Here is a 19,832-nt window from a genome sequence, read left to right as displayed (position 1 = left end):
GGGGCCGTCTAAAAAGTCAGCCCCAAAGCTGTGGGGTGCGCCACGGTGGCTGTGCTGGTTGCGTTCTGACACATTTAAGAAAAAATATGTGTTCCTTTTTTGGGCCTCCCCACATGCTGGGTGGGCCTTCAGGGAGTTAAAAATGCCGTCTAGACGGATTTTTGGGCCGTTTTAGGTCATTTGGGCCCTTTGTACGACCGGAGTAAGCAGACTACGCCCTTGCTCAATCGATAATTTATGTAATCGACGAAGATTTGTGGCTATCGAAAGGAGGCCCATCTCAATGTTAACCCCCGTAAGTCCCTTTAGTGTAAACCGACGTCTTCCCAGATTGGCCTTCAAGTTGCCAAAGAAGCCCTCGACTTCTGCGTTACGGCGCAGGCACTTTGCTCTACCCTCTTTCGTGCTCAGACGAGCTCGGGCTTGCTGGCGATAGCTTTGACCTTTGTGGCTAATGGTTACCACTCGGTTGCCGTCTTGTTTATGACACATCCCGCGCAAGGGGCAGCCTATGCAATTGACGGCTTTGTACTTACTTGTTTCACGGATATACCCACTTGCTGTTTTCTCCTCTCCCTCTCCACAATACGTCATATGCTGACCCATGGGGCATATCAGCACATTTTGCTCTTCGTTATAGTATAACTGGCTTGGCGCAAATGGCGCTTTAAGTACTCCTTGCTCTTCCTTGTAATAGCCCGGGTATTTGAGGTAGGCTTCTATCTCCTTGCCCTCACAATAGCGATAGGCCTCTTCGTTGCCATACCCCGCATCGGCTGTAATGGCCTTGGGCAAGTTCAATCCGATTTGGCTTAAGATCGATTCGGTGTCTTCAAGATGAGGAATGAGGCAGGCCGCATCAGAAGGCGTCTGGTGCATTGTCCAGTTTACAACAAAGTGGTTTTCCGTTCCCACTTGAGCATTGTAGCCGGGTTTTAGCTCCCCGTTGCCCAAGTGGTCGTCTTTGGGCCTCATGAACGTAGCACCATGATCCGTTTTAGAGTAAGACGACCGATCTCCCAGTAATTCTTGCTGGCGCTCATATTCCTGGAGTTTGGGCAAGGACTTGCTCTCCAGGTTTTTCAGTTTTGTCTTTGCCTTTTTGACCTCTTTGGCTTCCTCCTTGGTGCTGGGGGACTGACTTTCTAAGGCTTTGTTGAGTCGATCAATCGTTTCTTGGACTGCTGCACTGTCGCTGAGTTTGTCCCCTTGATCATCCCCATCGGCAGCTTGCTCATCCTCTTTATCCGCTTTTTCACATAAAGCGTCAATCTGAGAAACGATCATCCCTATCTGGTCTAGCACCGACTTCTTGTAACGCTCAACGTTTGACTTCCAAACGAAGGTGTACCGGCCAGCTACTGACTCCAGTATAGTGCCATCTAAAAAGTAATCATCCAGCTTGACATAGCCTTGTTCATGTAAAGTCAACAAAACGTGGGCAAACACTTCCTTTACCCGGCCACCCATGCGGTGCTTGCGAAAGTTATTGATCGTATTGTGATCGGGAGTGGACATCCCACTTAGCCACATGTAGCACACGTTCTCATAGCAAGCCTTCTCAATCGAACGAGATGAGTACACCCGATCAGAATAGGCATAAACCAACACCTTAAGCAGCATCCGAGGAGAGTACGCGCTACTGCCACCTCCTAAATAGGTGCTTAGGATCGAATCAATGTTCATCCCATCTATAATCTGGCTGATCAGCCGCGCCTTATGATGAGGCGGTACCATGTCGGCAAGATGTGGAGGGAATAGCAAGCCTTGGTTCTGGAGGTCAGGCTTGAAAACTGCTCTTTTTGTGCTCATCGGCTACGGGGATGGGAACAGCCTCAAAATACTACTTTTTCGTATTTTGTACCAGAATGCCCCCCTAGTAGACTTTTTAGACGGCCCCGCGGGGGGGAGCACCTGCGGCCGCGCCCCTATTTTTTGCCGGGAATGGGCGGTCCGCTGGCGGGCAAAATGGCTTCGTATTTCCCATCGCCGCGGCGCGTTTCGAATTCCTGGCGCATTTTTTCCAGCGTTGCCGGGCTTTGGTAGAGGTCGTACATCGTCAGGGCCAGCGCTTTGCCGGCGTAGAGCATGCCCTTGTGGCCGATGCTCATGCCGCCGCAGGCGACGACCGCCCAGCTGTGCCAGGGGGTGCCGACGGGGGCGGTAGTGACGCCGAGGCGAACTTCCGGCACCAGCCAGCTGACGTCGCCCACGTCGGTGCTGCCGCCTCCGGGATTTTCGAGCGTTTCTTCCAGGGGTTTCACCTTGCCATCAATGCCTACCTGCTTTTTGCCCGTAGCTTCCTGGATGCCGTGGGCGAAGGCCACTTCCTCGGGGGTATAGGTGATGTCGCCCAGCAGCTCGAGGTTTTGCTGCATCACTTCACCGCCGGCGCGGTTGACGAGCACTTCGTGAAGCCCGGAGACGAGGGTGATCTCGTAATCGACGTTGGCCATGATGGCTGCGCCTTTCGCGATTTCCTGGACCCTTTCCCAGACGGCCACCATGCCCGCGCGTTTGGAGTCGCGCACGCGCACCCAGAAACGGGCGTAGTCGGGTACGACGTTCACTACGTCGCCCGCCTGCTGCATGTGGGTGTGGATGCGGACGGTAGGCTGGACGTGCTCGCGGTAGGCGTTGATGCCCGCGCTCATGAGTTCCATCGCATCGCTGGCGGAGCGGCCGTTCCAGGGGTCACCGCTGGCGTGGGCGGCCTGCCCCCGGAATTCCACGATGAAATCCACCAGCGCCAGGGAAGACTGTACGTCCGCTTCGATTTTGGGCGCGGGGTGCCAGTCCAGGCAGGCGGCTAAGTCGTCGAACTTGCCATCGCGGGCGAGGTAGAGTTTGCCAAAGTATTTTTCTTCGGCGGGCGTACCGTAGAAACGGACGGTCCCTTTGATCTCACCGCGTTGCATGGCTTCCTTTATGGCGATGGCCGCGGCGAGGCTGCCGACGCCGAAGAGGTTGTGGCCGCAGCCGTGGCCGGCGGCACCTTCACGGAGGGGCTCCTTGGTAGGGACGGCCTTCTGGCTGATGCCGGGCAGGGCGTCAAACTCGCCGAGGATGCCGATGATGGGCTGCCCGCTCCCGTACTCGGCGATGAAGGCCGTCGGCATCTCCGATACGCCGCGCTCCACGCGGAAGCCCTGCTGCTCGGCGTAGTCGGCCAGGATTTTGGCGCTTTCTCCCTCCTCAAAAGCTACCTCGGCCAGGGCCCAGATTTTGTCGGACATCTCGATGAGCTTCGCCTGACGGCTCTCTACGGAGCTTACCAGGCGCCCCTTGGCAGCGGGCATTTGGGCCCGCATCACCCCGCTGAAGAGCAGGAACAGCAGGGCCGAAAGGAGAAGGGCTGGCCCGGTAGCGTTCAGGCCAGGAAAGGAAAATGAGGAAGATCGCATACTAGTCGCTAAATGGTTCGGTAGGCAATATACAGCTTCGTAGCGCTTTTGCTCCGCGTAGCTCCCCGGGTGCGGTACCCAAGGCGTTTGGGAGTCTTCCCCCAATCGCCAAAAGGGGCGTTCGGCCAGGCAGCGGGAGCGCGGGTGCCTGCGGCCACCTGAGATGCAATATTCAGCGAAATTTCGCTAAATAGTAGGCCAAAGAGTTGACTGGCTGATCCTCAGTACTTAACTTCGCAGCGAAAATTCGCTAACCGTTCAATCCGTCGCATCATGTCCGTCACCTTAGCAGCTCAGAAAGTCTTAAAAGGAGGAGAGTTCCTCATCGCCGATCTCTCTCCTGCCGCAACCTTCAGCCCGGAGGACTTCAACGAAGAACAGTTGATGGTCAAACAGACGGTGGAAGACTTCATCCGCCAGGACATCGTCCCGAACCTCAACAAGATTGAGAAGCAGGAAGACGGTATTGCGGTGAAGTTGTTGGATAAGATGGCCGAACTGGGCCTCCTTGGCAGCCACATGCCCGAGTCCTTCGGTGGCTTGCAGATGGATACCAATACCAATACCTTGATTTGCGACGTGATGGGAGGCAGCTCTGGCTCCTTTACCGTGTCTTTTGCCGCTCACACGGGCATCGGCATGTTGCCCATCCTTTACTACGGTACCGAAGAACAAAAGGCCAAGTGGTTGCCCCGCCTCATTACCGGTGAGTTGAAAGCCGCCTACTGCCTGACCGAGCCGGGCTCCGGCTCTGACGCTATGGGGGCTAAAACCACTGCGGTGCTGGACGGAGACGAGTACGTGCTGAACGGCCAGAAGATGTGGATCTCCAACGCGGGTTTTGCCGACGTATTCATCGTCTTTGCCCAGGTGGACGGGGATAAGTTCACGGGCTTCATCGTGCCCCGGCACCTGGAAGGCCTTACCCTGGGCGCGGAGGAAGAAAAGCTCGGCATCAAGGGCAGTTCCACCCGACAGGTCTTCTTCGAGAACGTCCGCATCCCGGCCGACAGTTACCTAGGGGAAATTGGTAAGGGGCATCTGATTGCCTTCAACGTGCTTAACGTTGGCCGCTTTAAGCTGCACGCCCTCAGCGTTGGCGGTTCCAAGCGGGCACTGACGATTGGCATCAACTACGCCAACGAACGCGTGCAGTTTGGGCAGACCATTGCCAATTTCGGAGCCATCAAGTACAAGATTGCCGAGGCGGCCATCCAGATTTTCGCCGGGGAAAGCGCGCTTTACCGGGTCAGTCAGTTGATCCAGGACATGAATAAATCCCTCGAAGCGGAGGGCAAGACCTTCGCCGAAGCCAAGCGCCTGAGCGCCGAGGAATACGCCATAGAATGCGCGCTGCTGAAATTCATCGGTTCCGAATTGCTCGATTATACGGTCGATGAGGTCCTGCAAATCCACGGCGGTATGGGCTACAGTGAAGAAACCCTGGCCCCCCGGATGTACCGTGATGCGCGCATTAACCGCATTTACGAAGGGACCAACGAAATCAACCGCCTGCTGAGCGTCGATATGCTCCTGCGGCGGGCGCTGAAGGGAGCCATCGACATTGTCGGCCCCGCCTGGAACGTCCAGAAAGAACTCGCCCAGCCCGCCGACACGAGTGTCCCCGCTGGCGAATACGGTGCCGAGATCAAAGCCGTTGCCAACTTTAAGAAGGCCATTCTCATGGTCGTAGGTGCCGCCGCCAAGGCGCAGATGGATGGCCGGGTGAACCTGAAGGACGAGCAGGAAGTGCTCATGAACGTAGCCGATATGCTGGCGGATCTGCTCAACGCAGAGTCCACCCTGCTGCGGCTCCAGCGGCTCCGGATTACCGGCAAGGGCCGTCAGCCCCAGGCCCTCTACGATGCCATCCTGCAGGTATTGTTTCACGACGTCAACGCCCGCATCGCCAAAAACGGCCTCGATGCCATCGCCAGCTTCGCGGAGGAGAACTTGCTGGATACCTTCGCCGCTGGCCTGCGCCGCTTCACGCAGTACCCCATTCGCAATGTGAAGGCCCTGCGCCGTACGGTCGCTGACCACCTGATTGCGCAAAACGCTTACGAGATTTAGCCCTTGCGGGGCTTGGCCTTCGACCTGTTTTTGAACCACTAAGGGCACTGAGTTGCGCTAAGGGTTTGTCTAAGTTGAGCCTCGCCAGACTAGAGCTCAACCCCAGATCAACCGGACGAGGCTCAAACGCTTACCAGGTCGAGGCCCTCTTGGTCGTAGGAGAATACGCCACTGTGCTTAGCTGGATCGACCCAGAGGGTCTCAACCTACCGGGGGAGGCTCAAACGCTTACCAGGTCGAGACCCTCTTGGTCGTAGGAGAATACGCCACTGTGCTTAGCTGGATCGACCCAGAGGGTCTCAACCTACCGGGGGAGGCTCAAACGCTTACCAGGTCGAGACCCTCTTGGTCGTAGGAGAATACGCCACTGTGCTTAGCTGGATCGACCCAGAGGGTCTCAACCTAGGCGGGAGCGGCTGCCCTTGTCGGTTTGGCTTTGGGGCTTTTGAAGTTTGCTCCGGCCGGAAGTTCAGGGCAAAAAAAAGCCCCCTGCCACGGTGGGCGTAGTGGGGGCTGAATGCGTTCAGGTATTTCCCGGTCAAGATAGGCCCTGGGAGGCAGTTCCCCACCAACTTGCGCAGAATTATTTCCTGCGCCACGGGGATGGGTTACTGCGTGGGCGAATCGCTACGGTATTCGTGTACTTCCGGAGGAGAGAAAGTAGGCTTTGGGAGGACTTGCCTGGTTCCTTGTTCTGATCTGAGCACCTGCGGCCGCGCCCATTAATCTGGCCTTACTGCCAGCCGTCGCGTTCCAGGCGTTGGTATTTTTCCTCTACTTCGGCGCGGAGTTTTTCCTGATAGTCGGCCATTTGCTGGCGCAGGTCGGGCGATTGGGCACCGAGGATGCGGACGGCCAGGAGCCCGGCATTTTTTGCTCCGTTGAGGGCCACGGTGGCGACGGGAATGCCGCCGGGCATTTGGAGGATGGAGAGGACCGAATCCCAGCCATCGATGCTGTTGCTGCTCTTGATGGGCACGCCGATGACGGGCAGCGGCGTGAGGCTGGCCACCATGCCGGGCAGGTGAGCGGCACCCCCGGCACCGGCGATGATGACCTGAATGCCGCGGTCGGCGGCTGCGCGGGCGTAGCTGAACAGGCGGTCAGGGGTGCGGTGGGCCGAAACGATGGTGACCTCAAAAGGCACCCCGAAAGTGGCGAGCACCTCGGCGGCGGCGCGCATTACGGGTAAATCAGAATCGGAGCCCATGATGATGGAAACCATGCGTGCGGAAGTTTTTTGTCCGGAAAAAGGGGAGGTCAGATCTCAAAATCGAGGGCGCGGCGCAGTACGCCACTGTCGCGCTGCTCGGCCAGCTGGCGGTAGGTCTCCTGATTGAAGCGGTAGAGGACGGCCGGGCGGTGGGCGACGTTTTTCTGCCGTCCCACTTCTTCCAGAATGCCCGTACGCAGGATGCGGGTGCGGAAGTTACGCTTATTGAAGCCTTCGACGTTGAGCACCGTTTCGTAGAGCTGCTGGAGCTGGCCGAGGGTGAATTCCTCGGGCAGCAATTCAAAGCCAATGGGCTGGTAGCGGACCTTAGCATTGAGCCGGCTGGTGGCTACCTGGATGATGTCGTTGTGGTCGAAGGCCAGCGGCGGGAGCTCATCAAGGGCAAACCATTCGGCCTTATCGACGTCGGAGGCCGCCACGGCGGGGTGGTCCTGGAGATTGACCAGCGAAAAGTAGGCCACGGAGATGACCCGCCCGCGGGGGTCGCGGCCCGGTTTGCCGAAGGTGAAGAGTTGTTCCAGGTAAAGGTCTTTTACCCCCGTCTCCTCTTCCAGTTCCCGGAAAGCGGCCTGTTCGAGGTCTTCCTCCATGTCCACAAAACCACCGGGCAAGGCCCAGCATCCTTTAAAAGGCTCACTGCCCCGGCGGATGAGCAGCATCTTTAACTGTTTGCCTCCGTCGTATCCGAAGACAACAATGTCGACCGTAACCGAAGGCCTGGGATATTCGTAAGTGTACATGGTAAGACAAAAGTAAGCAATGAATTGACAAGCGCTAGGCTTTGTGATCCGCTAACAGCGCCAGCTTTTGGGCGTGGAGCCGGGCATCGAGCCCGTAGGGAATGGCGTGGGGACCAACGAGCGGTGCCCAGCGGGCCCAGTTTTCGATGGCCTTTGAGCGGCTTTCGGCCAGCGTGGGGAAGTCCATCACCAGGTCGCCGCTCCGGAAAACGGGCTGCAGCAGTTCCTCGGTGCGGGCTCCGCTGGGCAGGTCAAAGGCCGTGCCGGCCGCGGTGATGAGCGGACCGCTGGGTGGGTCTCCCAAATCGTCGTAAAGCAGGCTGGCCAGGGGCTGGCCGCTGGCGGGATCGGCATAGCGCCGGATGCCGAGCCGACCGGGGTTACTGGCCTTGGCGGGGGTGGAGGAGCGTTTGACGCGGGTTTCCCACTCTCCGTCCGCATTTTCGATGGCCGCCATTTTGTAGACGCCGCCGAGGGCGGGGCTTTCGTGGCCCGTCACCAGACGGGTGCCCACGCCCCAGGTGTCGATGCGGGCTCCGCTGGCTTTGAGGTGTTGGATGGTGTGCTCATCGAGGTTATCGGAAGCCACAATTTTGGCGTTGGGGAAGCCCGCAGCGTCGAGCATTTCCCGGGCCTGGATGGAGAGCTGGAGCAAGTCGCCGCTGTCCAGGCGAATCCCCAGCATCTCGTGGCCCCGCTGCCGCAGGCGCTCGCCCGCGCGGATGGCCTCGCGGATGCCCCCGAGCGTATCGTAGGTGTCGACCAGGAAAATGGTGTTGTTCGGCATGGCCGTGGCGTAGGCGTCAAAGGCTTCTTCCTCGCTGGGGAAGGCCATCACCCAGCTGTGGGCGTGGGTGCCGCGCACGGGAATGTTGTAGTAGCGGCCCGCCCAGACGTTGCTGCTCGCATCACAACCACCGAGGTAGGCCGAGCGACTGGCGGTGAGGCCGCCGTCAATGCCCTGGGCCCGCCGCAAACCGAATTCCAGCACCGTATCGTCTCCCGCCACCGCGCGGATGCGGGCGGCTTTGGTGGCAATGAGGGTGCTGAAGTTGAGCACCGTAAGCAGGGCCGTTTCCAGCAGCTGGGCCTCAATAAGGTTGGCCTCCACGCGCAGCAGCGGCTCGTGGGGCAACACAATTTCTCCTTCCGGCACCCCGTAGATGTCGCCCGAAAAACGCATCCGCTGCAGGTAGTTCAAAAAGGGCTCGCGGAACAGCGGCTGCCCATTCGCTCCGGTCAGCCGCCCGAGGTACTGCACGTCGTCGGCGCTGAATTTCAGGCCTCGTACCAACTCCACGGCCAGGGGCAAACCCGCCGCCAGCGCAAATTCTCCGCCGAAAGGTGCCGACCGGTAAAACAGGTGGAAAATGGATTTGCGCCGGTGTAGCTGCCGATCGTAGTAGCCCGCCGCCATCGTCAGCTGGTACAGGTCGGTGAGCAAACCAAAATCCGGGCGGTATACTTGGCTGAGATGCGAGCTTAGCATGGTGCTTAGTTTAAAATTTAAGCAAAGATAATTTCTTTTCTGGAACTGTGCAATAGGGCGCGTCCGCAGGTGCTCCCCCCCGACCCCCCGAAGGGGGGAGTACGGACGCCCCCCGACCCCCAAAGGGGGAGAGCGAAGTTGGGGACAGCAAAGAAGGCATTCTATTGCACAGCCAAGGAGACGGCCGATAAAAGCATTTTAATATTTTCGCTTGAAATAAAAACTTTTTGTTGTTTAATTGCTGAATGCCCTTATCTTTACCCCGCAAGACCCTTTTACTCCTTCCGCCGGCAATTCCTTTGCCATGCGTGAAGACTTCCTTCATTTCCTCTGGCGGCAGGCGCGTTTCGACCTCCGCGATCTCCGCACCACTACCGGAGAAACCCTCAGTATCCAAAATTTTGGCCAGCACAATAGCGATGGTGGCCCGGATTTCAGCGGCGGCCAGCTGCGCATCGACGGCCTCCAGTGGGCGGGCAATATCGAAATGCACGTCAAGGCCAGCGAATGGTACACCCACGGCCACGAAAGCGACCCGGCTTACGACAACGTCATCCTCCACGTCGTGTTGGAAGAAGACCGCCCCGTTTTCCGCCGCAACGGCCAGCGGATTCCCTGCCTGGAACTCCGGGAACGCATCCCGGCCGGCCTCCTCGCTTCCTACTGGCGGCTCACCCACAACCAAAACTGGATCCCCTGCCAGCAACAACTCCACCTAGTAGCCGAGCCCACCCGCCAGCAGTGGCTCGAACAAGTCCTGGGCGAACGCATCACCGCCCGCAGCCACCGCTTTGAACGGGCGGTGGAGCAAAATCACCGCGGCTGGGAAGAGGTCTTCTACCATTTCCTCGCCCGTGCCCTGGGTGGCCGCGTCAACTGCGATGCCATGGAAATGCTTGCCCGCTCCGTACCGCTGCGGGTGCTGTTGAAGCATAAACACAGTCTTTTACAACTGGAGGCCCTCCTATTCGGCCAGTCCGGCCTACTCCCCACCCCCGAGGAAGGCGAAGATGCCTACGTGACCCTGGTGCGCCGGGAATACGACTTGCTCCGCGTCAAGTACGCCCTCCAGCCCATGCCCGCTGCGGCCTGGCGCTACCTGCGCCTGCGCCCCAATAATTTCCCTACCGTCCGCATTGCCCAGCTGGCGGCCATGCTGCACCGCACGGGGCAATTGTTCGGTAAATCCCTCGCTGCGGCCGACGCCAAAGAGCTGGAAAATATGTTTGAGGTGGGACTGAGTAACTACTGGCGCACCCACTTTCGCTTCGGCAAGGAGGGCCACCCCGGCAGTCGCCGCCTGGGCACGGATACGGTGCAATCCATCCTCATCAATACCATCGCTCCGGCCCTGGTGGCTTACGGCCGCTCCCGCCTCGACGAGCGCTACGCCGAACGCGCCTACGCACTGCTGGCCGAGCTGCCCGCCGAAGCCAATAACGTCATCCGCCGCTGGGAACAAATGGGCTTCGTACCCCAGTCTGCCGCCGATAGCCAGGCCCTCCTACAGCTAAAAACCGACTACTGCGAGAAATCCCGCTGCATGGAATGTGCCATCGGCTGCCAACTCCTGCAACATCAGTACCGCAACGACCAGGATGCCCCCCTGCTCACTTTGAATGAGGAGGCGCAGTTGTATGAGTTGGTCTATTAGTGAATGAATAACTGAATAATTGACCGCCGTAGGCAGCAGCTTATTCAATTATTCTTTCATTCAATCCCTTCTCCGCTCCCAGCGCGAAAAGCGGTAGGCCAGCTCGTTTTTAGCATCCGGCTGGTGGCCTTCGCTCCAGACTTCCTCCCAATCGGCGGGGTCGAGTTTGGGGAAGAAGGCGTCGCCATCCTCAATGTCGGCGTCCACGATGGTGAGGTAGACGGTGGAGACGAGGTCGAGGCTCTGCCGGTAGATCTCTTCGCCGCCGACAATGAAGGTTTCAGGGGCTTCCGTGACGGCAGGGTGGGCCAGTGCTTCGCGGAGGCTATGGACCACAATGATGCCGGTGCCGGTGAAAAAGGCGTCGCGGGTCATCACCAGGTTGGTGCGCTTGGGCAGGGGCGTGCCGATGCTGCGGAAGGTCTTGCGGCCCATGATGACGGGGTGGCCCAGGGTGGTGCGCTTGAAAAATTGCAAATCGCCCGGCAAATACCAGGGGATGTCGCCGTCTTTTCCGATGGTGCCTCGGCGGTCGGTGGCTACTATGGCGGAGAGTTTCATGCGGCGGCGCGTTTTTGGTGGCGGTTGGGTAAGGCGCTAAGATAGGGTGGGGGAGGGGATTTGCTGGAGGTCGTTCCCACCCCCCGGCTCCGGACGTCCCGTCCGGCTTTTAGCCCATGGAGTTGCTTGGAGTGGGGCATGGAGTTACTTGGAGTTTTCGTGCGGCGTTGGGCGGGTGTAGTGGAGGTCGCCCCCCGGCTCCATAAATCCCCACACTGCACCTGCGCAGAGCGCAAAAAAAAAACCGTACATTTGCCACAAATAGTAGTAAAAAAAACGTGCCCGGCACCAAAAAAACCAGCCCGCTGACTCCGAACAACACGCCGCTGCCGGACGCTGGCACCATCTACGCCGACGTCATCGTGCCCCTCGCGCTGAGGCAGACCTATACTTTTTCGGTCCCGGAGGAGTATGTCCCCAGTCTGGAGCCGGGGCTGCGGGTGGAGGTGCAATTCGGCAAAAACAAGCATTATACGGGCATCGTCCGGAGACTCCACGGCAAGGCACCGGGGCACAAGGTCAAGCCCATCCTGTCGGTCATCGACGTCGCGCCACTCCTCACGCCGGCCCAGTTGCAGCTTTGGGACTGGATGGCCAGCTACTACGCCTGCACCCTGGGGGAGGTGATGAACGCCGGCCTGCCCAGCCACCTCAAGCTCACCAGCGAGACCATCATCACCCTCGGGCCGCTCTTCAGCGACGACGCCGCGCAGCTCGACGACCAGGAATACCTCATCGTGGAGGCCCTCACGCTACAGCAGCAACTGACCCTCAAGGACGTCCGCGACATCCTCCAGGTCAAAACCGTTTACCCCGTCATCCGCCGCCTGCTCGACCGCCGCATCGTCTTTCTACAGGAGGAACTCCAGGAGCGCTACCGCCCCAAGGTCGTCAATTGCGTCCGCTTCAGCCCCGCCTACCGCACCGAACAGGAGCAGGTGGCCGCCTTCGAGCTCGTCTCGCGCTCGGAGTTGCAAACGGCCGTGCTCGTAGAGTTTTTTCAGGTCGTCCGCCAACAACCCTTCGTCCGGCGGGCCGACCTCACCAAGCGCACCGGAGCCACCGACTCCGTGATAAAGGCCCTGGTCAAAAAGGGCATCTTCGAATTGTATGAGCGGGAAGTCAGCCGCATCGGCGGCGGCGAAGAAGACACCATTTCCGCCCAGCCCATGAGCGAACAGCAAATTGGGGCGCTGGCGCAGGTGCGGGGTCTGCTCGTTGAGAAAAAGCCCGTCCTCATCCACGGCGTCACTGGCAGCGGAAAAACCCGCGTTTACCTCGAACTCATGCAGGAGGTCATTGACGCCGGCCAACAGGTGCTCTACCTGCTGCCGGAAATTGCGCTGACCGGGCAGATCGTCAAACGCCTCCAGACCGTGCTGGGCGATAAAATCACCGTCTACCACAGCCGCCTCAACAACATGGAGCGGGTAGAAATCTGGCAGGCGGTGCTGGCGGGGAAGACCTCCGTCGTTGGCCCCCGCTCCGCCCTGTTCCTGCCCTTCTCCCAACTCGGCCTCGTCGTCATTGATGAGGAACACGACCCCAGCTACAAACAACAGGAGCCCAACCCGCGCTACAACGGCCGCGATGTCGCCGTCTACCTGGCCCACCTCCACGGCGCCAAAACCCTCCTCGGCACCGCCACGCCCAGCCTGGAGAGCTGGGAAAACGCCCGCCGGGGCAAGTACGGCCTCGTCTCCATGCACGAGCGCTTCGGCGGCCTCGCCCTGCCGGAAGTCGTCTTGGCCGACGCCCGCGAAGACGATGGCAAAGGCAACCACCATCCCTTCTTTACCCCCACGTTGCTCCGCGAAATCAAGGCCACCCTGGAGCGCGGCGAGCAGGTGATCCTCTTCCAAAACCGGCGGGGATTTGCCCCCGTTTACTTCTGCCCCACCTGCAACTACACCGTCCAGTGCGTCAACTGCGACGTCAGCCTCACCTACCACAAGTACCAGCACCGCCTGCGCTGCCACTGCTGCGGCTACGTCCTTTCGCCCCCCGATAGCTGCCCCGCCTGCGCCCACCCCAGCATGCAACTCGGCGGCACGGGCACCGAAAAAATTGAGGACGAACTCAAAATCTTCCTCCCCGAGGCGCGCATGGGGCGCATGGACCTCGATACCGTCCGTGGCAAAGATGCCCTGGCCAACCTGCTGGCCAGCTTCGAAGCCGGCGACCTCGACATCCTCGTCGGGACGCAAATGGTGACCAAAGGACTCGACTTCGAGCGGGTCGGCCTGGTGGGCATCATCAGCGCCGACCAGCTCCTGCGTTTCCCCGACTTCCGGGCCGATGAACGGGCTTTTCACCTGATGACCCAGGTGGCGGGCCGCGCGGGCCGCAAACACCGCCGCGGCAAGGTCATCATCCAGGCCTACGACCGCCAGCACCCCGTCCTGACCGATGTGCTCAATAACGACTGGCAGAATTTCATCGAACGCGAAAGCCGCCATCGCCAGGAGACTGGCTTCCCGCCTTACCGCCGCATGATTCACCTGCAACTCCGGCACCCCAAGCGCCACGTTGTGGAAGAAGCCGCCAAATTGCTTGGCAGCTGGCTGGCCCACGCCCTGGGCGACTGCGTCAGCCAGCCTTTCGAACCGAGTGTGGCGCGCCTGCGAACCAACTACCTCCAGGAACTCGTCGTGCGCCTCCAACCAGATCCCGTAGCAGTCCAACGCGTCAAAAGTATCGTTACCCGCGCCGTCGATAAGCTGGGCGTTACGGAGGGACTCTCTGGAGTGAAGGTAGCGGTGGACGTGGATCCTTATTGATTGGAGGGGGAGGTTTGAGAGGCTCTGGATGGAGGATGCTACGCATCCTTTTTCATATCCCCGGATGAAGGATGCGCAGCATCCGTAATCCGGGGATCCGGTGATCCGGTGATCAAGTGGGGAAAGAGTCCCCACCCAGCTCATGCGTACGCCGCCTCCCCCCGCACCTGCGGCCGCGCCCATGAAAATAATGGGCATAAAAAAAGCCCGGACCTCTACTGGTCCGGGCTTCTAAAGTCATCCCTATGATACTCTTAACGAGTAATTGTGCCATAAATATAGGACGACTATCGGCTAGAACCCGCGTTTAGGAGTGGCCCTTTAGTAAGCGGTAATGGTTTTAGTGGGAGTGGTTCGTATCGGGCTTGACGCTGCCGCCGGAACTGCTGTTGGCATCGACGCCGCTGGGCTTGCCCCGGTAGCGGACGCTGCCGCCGGAGCTGGCTTCGCCCTCCACTTCTTCGCTGGCGTTGACCGTGACACCACCGCCGGAACTCGCCGAGGCCCGGGCAATTTTGGTGCTGAATTCGCCCGCCCGGACGCCTGCGCCGCTGCTCGCCTCGGCCCGGATGCGGTCGGCCCGCCCGGCCAGTTCAATGCGCGCGCCACTGCTGGCATCCGCCCGGACTTCCCTGCCGCTGAATTCTGCCTTGATGGAAGCCGCGCTGCTCACGCCAATTTCCAGGTCTTCGCCGGTAAAGGCCGTCTTGGTGACAATTTCCGAACTGCTCGATGCACTCAGGTAGTCCAGCTCCGGGAGCGTGACGTAAACGACGATGTCGCGCTGCGCCTGGATGTTGGTGTTGCGGGCGAAGCCGATTTCCAGGCGGCCGCCGCTGACTTCCGTGCGGATGTATTCCTGTAGATTGCTTTCTGCCTCCACGCGCACGTCGTAACCGCCCTGCCGCAGCTCTACGCGCAGGTTACAGCAGGCCGAAATGCCGGTGAAATTTTTCAGGTCGCGGCTATCGGTAGTGACCTCGCCGTTGCCCTTCACTTTGTTGCTCCAGCCGCCCCAGCTGTTGTTGTAGTTTTTCTGGGCGCTGACGCTGCCGATGGCGAGAAGGAGTAAGAAAAAGAGTGTCGATCTCATGGTTGGGTATTTTTCTCCAAGGACGATGTTGGCTGGGCAGGGTTGCAAACCTGCGTTCAAAATCCCTTCGGGTGCAGTTCGTCCCACCCGCTGGCGGCCTGGTAGGCGGCGGCGACGTCGATGATGGCCTGTTCGTGGAAGAGTTTGCCGGTGAAGGTGATGCTGGTGGGCGTGCCTTCCTCGTTCAGGCCGTTGGGGACGGTGATGGATGGGTGGCCGGTCAGGTTGGTGATGAACAGGCTGTTGGAATGCCAGCTGGGGTTGACGTAGACATCGACCTCAGCGGCCTGGAGGGCGGCGTCGAAGTCCTCCATCAGTTGGCGGCGGAGGCGATTGGCTTGCACGTAGGCGACGGCCGGGACGAAGTGCGCCGTCCGGAACACGTTCGGCCAGGCGTTGCGGATTTGCCGCGTCAGTTCATCGTCGCGGTTGCTGCGGGTCAGGGATTCGAAGGCAGCGGCAGCCTCCACGTTGAGCACGAAGCGAATGTCGGGCTCCTCAGGCAGTTCGATGGGGACGAGGGTATAGCCCAGCCGACGCAGCGTTTCCAGGGCCAGGGAGTCTTGGTCGTGAAAAGGGTAATCCCGTTCCATGCGGGATTTGTAGTAGCCCAGGCGGGTACCTTTTTTCGGGGCCTCGGGCCAGTGGTACTGGAAGCCAGCCTCGATGGCGTGGCCGTCGCGGGGGTCGTAATGGGCAATGGCGGCCAGTACCAGTCCTGCGTCGCGGGCCGAGCGGGTGATGGGGCCGATTTTGTCCATCGTCCAGCTCAGGGCCATCGCGCCGTGGCGGGAGACGCGGCCGAAGGTGGGCCGCAGTCCGGTGGTGCCACAAACGGTGCTGGGGGAGACGATGCTGCCCAGCGTTTCGGTGCCGATGGCGAAGGGGACCAGGCCCGCCGCTACGGCACTGGCCGACCCGGCGGAGGAACCGCTGCTGCCCTTAGTCGTATCCCAGGGGTTGCGGGTCATTTCGCCGTACCAGACGTCGCCCCAGGCCAGGGCGCCCATGCTGAGTTTAGCCACTAAGACTGCACCTGCGGCATCCAGTTGTTCGATCACGGAGGCATCCACGTCAATGGTTTGCCCGGCGTAGGGCTTGGCGCCCCAGGTGGTGGGGTAGCCCTTGGCGGCCAGCAGGTCTTTGGCACCGTAGGGGATGCCGTGGAGCAGGCCCCGGTACTTGCCGGCGGCCAGTTCGGCGTCCAGCGCGTCGGCCTGGGCCAGGGCGCGTTCCTCGGTCAGGGTTATGACGCAGTGCAGGGTAGGGTTGTGGGTCTTGAGCCGCTTGAGGTAAAATTCGGCTACTCTGCGGCAGCTGACCTTGCGGTTGAAAATCATGTGACTCAGCTGCTCGATGTTGGCCCACTGCAAATCCAATTTTCCACCGATGACGGTGATGTATTCAGGCGCGGACGCAGGTGCAGAGACCGTCTTGGAAGCAGGGAGTTGCTCCGCCCGCAGCACCGGATTGAACACCAGGGCGGGGGATAGCCCGTTGGGGATTTCCGCGTGGCCGATTTCTGCCAGGTTCTTCATTTGTTCCTCCAAGTCGGGGAGGGCGAGGTCGATTTCCTCGGCGTCCCAGAAATCCAGGGCCAGGACTTTGGCGGCGGTGGCGACCTCCGCCCGCGTCAGGGCCTCATTAATGGCCATGCCGGAAGCGAGTAAGAAGAGGGCGGCGACGGCGTAAACGATGGTGCGTTGCATGCGGGCTGTTGGTTGGTTATTTTCCGCAAGATAGGGCTGGTGGTGAAAAGAGTTGGTGTGCCCTTTGCCCCGTTGGTCTGCGCAGCCTATTCCTAAAGCTCGAAGGCGTTTTCAAAGTCTTCCTGGGTGATGGTTGTGATAGAGCCGAATCCTTCGTTTGGTAACTGGGGTGCTACAAACGGATCCTTAGCGCCAAGGAAGCAGAGCGCTGAATCATTTGTCGTATTATCAGGTCTAAGCGTACAAACGTACCCCTTACCATTTTCAAAAATGAACTGGATTTTTCGCGCATCACAGTCGTAACTTGACCAACCCGTGGCAAAGTACCTGCCTATTGACGACATTTCCCCTGGGGCGATAAAGACGGAGTCATAAGGAGGTAAGTTCCCTCTAAGATGAAGTAATACTTTAACTGAGGAATTTGATTCATTGACCACGAAACAATCAAAAAAGAATTCATCAGGCTCCTGGCCAAATGGGCAGCCTGAGGACAAGAGTACGAATAGGGCAATCAGTGAGAAGTAATGCTTATGAACGTGATTACTCATTTTGGAGATTTTGGAGTACAGCTGTGGGGCACACAAAACAACTCATTTCTCCAATCAAGATGTCAAACTCCTTTAGCACAACCAGCTACCCTCTTTTGCGGCTAAAGGTCATAGGCGTTTTCAAAGTCTTCTTGGGTGATGGTTGTGATAGAGCCCAATTCGCCTTCTGGAAGCCGAGGAGGTAGGAAAGGGTCTTTTCCATTGAGAAAACACAACTCCGATGTATTAGGGCCAAGTTCTGGACGCGTACATATATATCCCAACCCATTAGAGAAGATAAATTCAATCTTCCGCGCTTCGCAACCGTAAATTGCTGGTGCCGGAGAAAAGTATTTCCCAAACGCTTTTGTCTCACCAGGGCGGATAATCAGAGAATCGTAAGGGGGGATATTTGCCCTTAAAAATAAGCGTATCTTGACCTCGGATGTTGCTTCGTTTTTAATGTTGCAGGTGTACCAATCACTATCTGGCTCCGTACAACTTAAAGTGCAGATAAGGAAAGTGCCAAAGACAAGTAAAATTAACTTATTGTTCCGCATATATTTTTTTAGAAAGTATAACAGGTTACTTGTTATATTTAATCTTGCAAGGTTGCAAGAACTTCCAGAGGATAAATAAATAATTCTGCTAAGTTTTCTTCGGTAGGATTGTCATGATTAACTCTTAGTCGGTTTTCTAGCTGGACTAGTGTTCTGGATGTTTTTAGGCTTGTTTGCATTTGACTTATCGTGTAATCTGACACTCTGTCTACAGGAGGGCGAGGAATGAAATTGGCAAAAATAGTATTTTGATTGATACGATCATTTAAGTCAATAAACAACGGTGTGTACTTCGAAATGGCATTAGGACTGCCTTGAGAGCCGACACCAAGTTCTTGTCGGAAACTATTGTAATCTATGTTACTTCCTGGTGCAATCGCATCATACCGATGATTAGTAACAATCGTCTCCACGCCTTCCGCCCAGCTTTCAATCATCAGGTCACGCTGTTTTACGTCAAAAAGGCCGCTGAATCCTAAGAACATGAGTCGGTCCATAGCGAAATGACCTGCGTGCGCCAGTTCGTGGGTGGTAGTGGCGTAAATGCCGTCGCTTCCTTTGTAGATTCGATTTTTCTCGTCTCCATTGTAACGCGAAACCCTAATTTCTGAGAGAAATACGGGAACTGACCCGCCCAAGGGGACAATTGAGGAATTAAGAAAACCAAGGTAGTTCGACGATGTTGAATTGAATTTAGCAGAAATTCTAATGCCCCACCATGGCCGGGTTAGCATGAAGTCTGGATGTTCCACCCAGTCAAAAGTATAATCCGCAGCAGCATTGTGAACCAGTGCATAGAAGTGCGAACGGTGCTCGTCGCTTGCCAGGGGGAAGCTCTGTAGCCATTGGCCTCTTTCGTAAGAATTAGTCCCTCGGTGCCTGGCATCAGTAAAAATGGTGCCTGCCTTCACCGTGAATCGCTTGTCTCTGGGCTGAAAGTAAACTGCGTATTTCACCCGCTGGGTTCTGGTGGCGGATGTCACGAAAGCTCCTGTTTTAGTAGTCTCAGCATGTTGGATGACCAACCAGCCCCATTTGCGCACTTTGACGTGTGCATTTCTTACCCCAACCATTCTCATCGATCCTTGAATAGACGACAGTACGTCCTCTTCTACGGTAATGCTACCACTGGGGGGCCATAGTCTGCGGCTCTTGGCAACGTCAATGTCAGAGAATACGATCAGTACTTGGTCAAAAGGGATTTTATCTCTGATTACCTCCTCGTAAGACATACTTTGCAGAGGGTTAGGGTTACTGCTGGTCATGTACCGCAGTTCACGTCTTTCTTCCTCGGGCAGCTGTCCACTTATTTTGAGGGCTTCGAGGTTGAGGTTATAGTAGAAATCGAGTGCTTCCAGCTCAGCTGGGGTGGGTTCTGCTCCGATCTCGTCTTCAGGGGTAAAATGAAGATCAGCGAGGTGTTCCGCTTGGATTCCATTAGGTAATGCATACCCAACGGGAACAACAGAATAGTAGTAGGTAAATGGGGAACCCGTACTGGCAATACTTGGGTCTACGTAGTTTACTCCGTTGTCTTGGCCTTCCAACTCAAAAGGTGTATCAGATACCGCAAGTATCTCATCGGCGAGCAGTTGCTCGTATTGGCTGCTGTCTTGGGGCAGGAAGCGGTAGTAGTAGTGGGTGGTAGAAATAACGTAGCTACCAAAGGATTTCTCTTGGCCTGAACCCAGATCAGGGTATCTTGATGCCGTCTCGTTGGCCATGAGGCTTTCGTAGGCCATTTGCATGTTCTCTACGGTGCAGGGTATTTCCTTTTTGATGAGGGTGTCATCTATTGGAGATAGTTCTTCTCTTTCACATAGGCATGCTTTATGAATGTTTGATGAGAGACAAATCTATTTAAAGCAATCTACTGCCTTTTTCAATAGCATAAAGAAAATCATTTGAATATTTTTGGCAACAAGTAAAAATTTAACATTGGCCACACGAATGGCTTACCGCTTCAAAGAGCCTCTCGGGGCTTCGTTTCTGGTAAGTCTTTGCCACA

Annotated in this window: 14 protein-coding genes; 3 read left to right on the top strand and 11 right to left on the bottom strand. The window is 57.6% G+C overall.

What is annotated here, in order from left to right:
• Window positions 1-171: 171 nt before the first annotated feature.
• Window positions 172-1,812 carry an IS1182 family transposase gene (locus H9S92_RS15775; RefSeq protein WP_187464761.1) on the bottom strand — a complete coding sequence of 547 codons (1,641 nt, stop codon included), beginning with the start codon at window positions 1,810-1,812 and terminating at the stop codon, window positions 172-174.
• A 116-nt stretch (window positions 1,813-1,928) separates the two neighbouring features.
• The gene (locus tag H9S92_RS15770) at window positions 1,929-3,404 is read right to left on the bottom strand and encodes an amidohydrolase (RefSeq protein WP_246463920.1); all 1,476 of its coding nucleotides are present in this window, start codon (window positions 3,402-3,404) and stop codon (window positions 1,929-1,931) included.
• A gap of 273 nt (window positions 3,405-3,677) precedes the next feature.
• Between H9S92_RS15770 and H9S92_RS15765 the strand changes: the two genes are divergently transcribed.
• Complete coding sequence (locus H9S92_RS15765; protein ID WP_187467653.1) at window positions 3,678-5,477, top strand: acyl-CoA dehydrogenase family protein; 1,800 nt, start codon at window positions 3,678-3,680, stop codon at window positions 5,475-5,477.
• A gap of 733 nt (window positions 5,478-6,210) precedes the next feature.
• On the opposite strand, the gene purE is transcribed toward H9S92_RS15765, so the two are convergent.
• The 3 genes from purE to H9S92_RS15750 are packed head-to-tail and all read right to left on the bottom strand — an operon-like array spanning window position 6,211 to window position 8,940.
• Complete coding sequence (gene purE, locus H9S92_RS15760; protein WP_187467652.1) at window positions 6,211-6,702, bottom strand: 5-(carboxyamino)imidazole ribonucleotide mutase; 492 nt, start codon at window positions 6,700-6,702, stop codon at window positions 6,211-6,213.
• A gap of 35 nt (window positions 6,703-6,737) precedes the next feature.
• Window positions 6,738-7,451 carry an NUDIX hydrolase gene (locus H9S92_RS15755; RefSeq protein WP_187467651.1) on the bottom strand — a complete coding sequence of 238 codons (714 nt, stop codon included), beginning with the start codon at window positions 7,449-7,451 and terminating at the stop codon, window positions 6,738-6,740.
• Between the two features lie 34 nt (window positions 7,452-7,485).
• A complete protein-coding gene (locus H9S92_RS15750) occupies window positions 7,486-8,940 on the bottom strand; it encodes a nicotinate phosphoribosyltransferase (RefSeq protein WP_187467650.1) in 1,455 nt (484 codons plus the stop codon).
• A gap of 304 nt (window positions 8,941-9,244) precedes the next feature.
• On the opposite strand from H9S92_RS15750, the gene H9S92_RS15745 reads away from it, so the two are divergent.
• Window positions 9,245-10,594 (top strand): DUF2851 family protein, encoded by a 1,350-nt coding sequence (locus H9S92_RS15745; RefSeq protein WP_187467649.1) that lies wholly within the window; start codon window positions 9,245-9,247, stop codon window positions 10,592-10,594.
• A gap of 60 nt (window positions 10,595-10,654) precedes the next feature.
• Here H9S92_RS15745 and H9S92_RS15740 read toward each other — a convergent pair whose 3' ends face one another.
• Window positions 10,655-11,155, bottom strand: a complete 501-nt coding sequence (locus tag H9S92_RS15740) for a dihydrofolate reductase (protein WP_187467648.1) — start codon at window positions 11,153-11,155, stop codon at window positions 10,655-10,657.
• A 278-nt stretch (window positions 11,156-11,433) separates the two neighbouring features.
• On the opposite strand from H9S92_RS15740, the gene priA reads away from it, so the two are divergent.
• A complete protein-coding gene (gene priA, locus H9S92_RS15735) occupies window positions 11,434-13,935 on the top strand; it encodes a replication restart helicase PriA (RefSeq protein WP_290283557.1) in 2,502 nt (833 codons plus the stop codon).
• Window positions 13,936-14,275: 340 nt separating this feature from the next.
• Here the strand turns inward: priA and H9S92_RS15730 are convergent, their stop codons facing one another.
• From H9S92_RS15730 to H9S92_RS15710, 5 genes are all read right to left on the bottom strand, one after another.
• Window positions 14,276-15,028 carry a head GIN domain-containing protein gene (locus H9S92_RS15730; RefSeq protein WP_187467647.1) on the bottom strand — a complete coding sequence of 251 codons (753 nt, stop codon included), beginning with the start codon at window positions 15,026-15,028 and terminating at the stop codon, window positions 14,276-14,278.
• A 56-nt stretch (window positions 15,029-15,084) separates the two neighbouring features.
• Window positions 15,085-16,737: an amidase gene (locus H9S92_RS15725; RefSeq protein WP_187467646.1), complete on the bottom strand. Its 1,653-nt coding sequence runs from the start codon at window positions 16,735-16,737 to the stop codon at window positions 15,085-15,087.
• Window positions 16,738-16,829: 92 nt separating this feature from the next.
• Window positions 16,830-17,285 (bottom strand): hypothetical protein, encoded by a 456-nt coding sequence (locus H9S92_RS15720; protein WP_187467645.1) that lies wholly within the window; start codon window positions 17,283-17,285, stop codon window positions 16,830-16,832.
• 101 nt (window positions 17,286-17,386) lie between these two features.
• Window positions 17,387-17,824, bottom strand: a complete 438-nt coding sequence (locus H9S92_RS15715) for a hypothetical protein (protein ID WP_187467644.1) — start codon at window positions 17,822-17,824, stop codon at window positions 17,387-17,389.
• A gap of 38 nt (window positions 17,825-17,862) precedes the next feature.
• On the bottom strand, window positions 17,863-19,566 hold the full coding sequence (locus H9S92_RS15710) for a hypothetical protein (RefSeq protein ID WP_187467643.1): 1,704 nt from the start codon (window positions 19,564-19,566) through the stop codon (window positions 17,863-17,865).
• Between the last annotated feature and the right edge of the window lie 266 nt (window positions 19,567-19,832).

It is taken from the genome of Neolewinella lacunae (genome assembly GCF_014349155.1).
GTDB classification, from domain to species: Bacteria; Bacteroidota; Bacteroidia; order Chitinophagales; family Saprospiraceae; genus Neolewinella; species Neolewinella lacunae.
This window is presented reverse-complemented; position numbering and strand designations above follow the sequence as displayed.

Excerpts from the sequence above, each read along its gene's own strand:
- H9S92_RS15775 (WP_187464761.1), bottom strand. The coding sequence starts at position 1,812 with ATGAGCACAAAAAGAGCAGTTTTCAAGCCTGACCTCCAGAACCAAGGC.
- H9S92_RS15770 (WP_246463920.1), bottom strand. The coding sequence starts at position 3,404 with ATGCGATCTTCCTCATTTTCCTTTCCTGGCCTGAACGCTACCGGGCCA.
- H9S92_RS15765 (WP_187467653.1), top strand. The coding sequence starts at position 3,678 with ATGTCCGTCACCTTAGCAGCTCAGAAAGTCTTAAAAGGAGGAGAGTTC.
- purE (WP_187467652.1), bottom strand. The coding sequence starts at position 6,702 with ATGGTTTCCATCATCATGGGCTCCGATTCTGATTTACCCGTAATGCGC.
- H9S92_RS15755 (WP_187467651.1), bottom strand. The coding sequence starts at position 7,451 with ATGTACACTTACGAATATCCCAGGCCTTCGGTTACGGTCGACATTGTT.
- H9S92_RS15750 (WP_187467650.1), bottom strand. The coding sequence starts at position 8,940 with ATGCTAAGCTCGCATCTCAGCCAAGTATACCGCCCGGATTTTGGTTTG.
- H9S92_RS15745 (WP_187467649.1), top strand. The coding sequence starts at position 9,245 with ATGCGTGAAGACTTCCTTCATTTCCTCTGGCGGCAGGCGCGTTTCGAC.
- H9S92_RS15740 (WP_187467648.1), bottom strand. The coding sequence starts at position 11,155 with ATGAAACTCTCCGCCATAGTAGCCACCGACCGCCGAGGCACCATCGGA.
- H9S92_RS15730 (WP_187467647.1), bottom strand. The coding sequence starts at position 15,028 with ATGAGATCGACACTCTTTTTCTTACTCCTTCTCGCCATCGGCAGCGTC.
- H9S92_RS15725 (WP_187467646.1), bottom strand. The coding sequence starts at position 16,737 with ATGCAACGCACCATCGTTTACGCCGTCGCCGCCCTCTTCTTACTCGCT.
- H9S92_RS15720 (WP_187467645.1), bottom strand. The coding sequence starts at position 17,285 with ATGAGTAATCACGTTCATAAGCATTACTTCTCACTGATTGCCCTATTC.
- H9S92_RS15715 (WP_187467644.1), bottom strand. The coding sequence starts at position 17,824 with ATGCGGAACAATAAGTTAATTTTACTTGTCTTTGGCACTTTCCTTATC.
- H9S92_RS15710 (WP_187467643.1), bottom strand. The coding sequence starts at position 19,566 with ATGGCCTACGAAAGCCTCATGGCCAACGAGACGGCATCAAGATACCCT.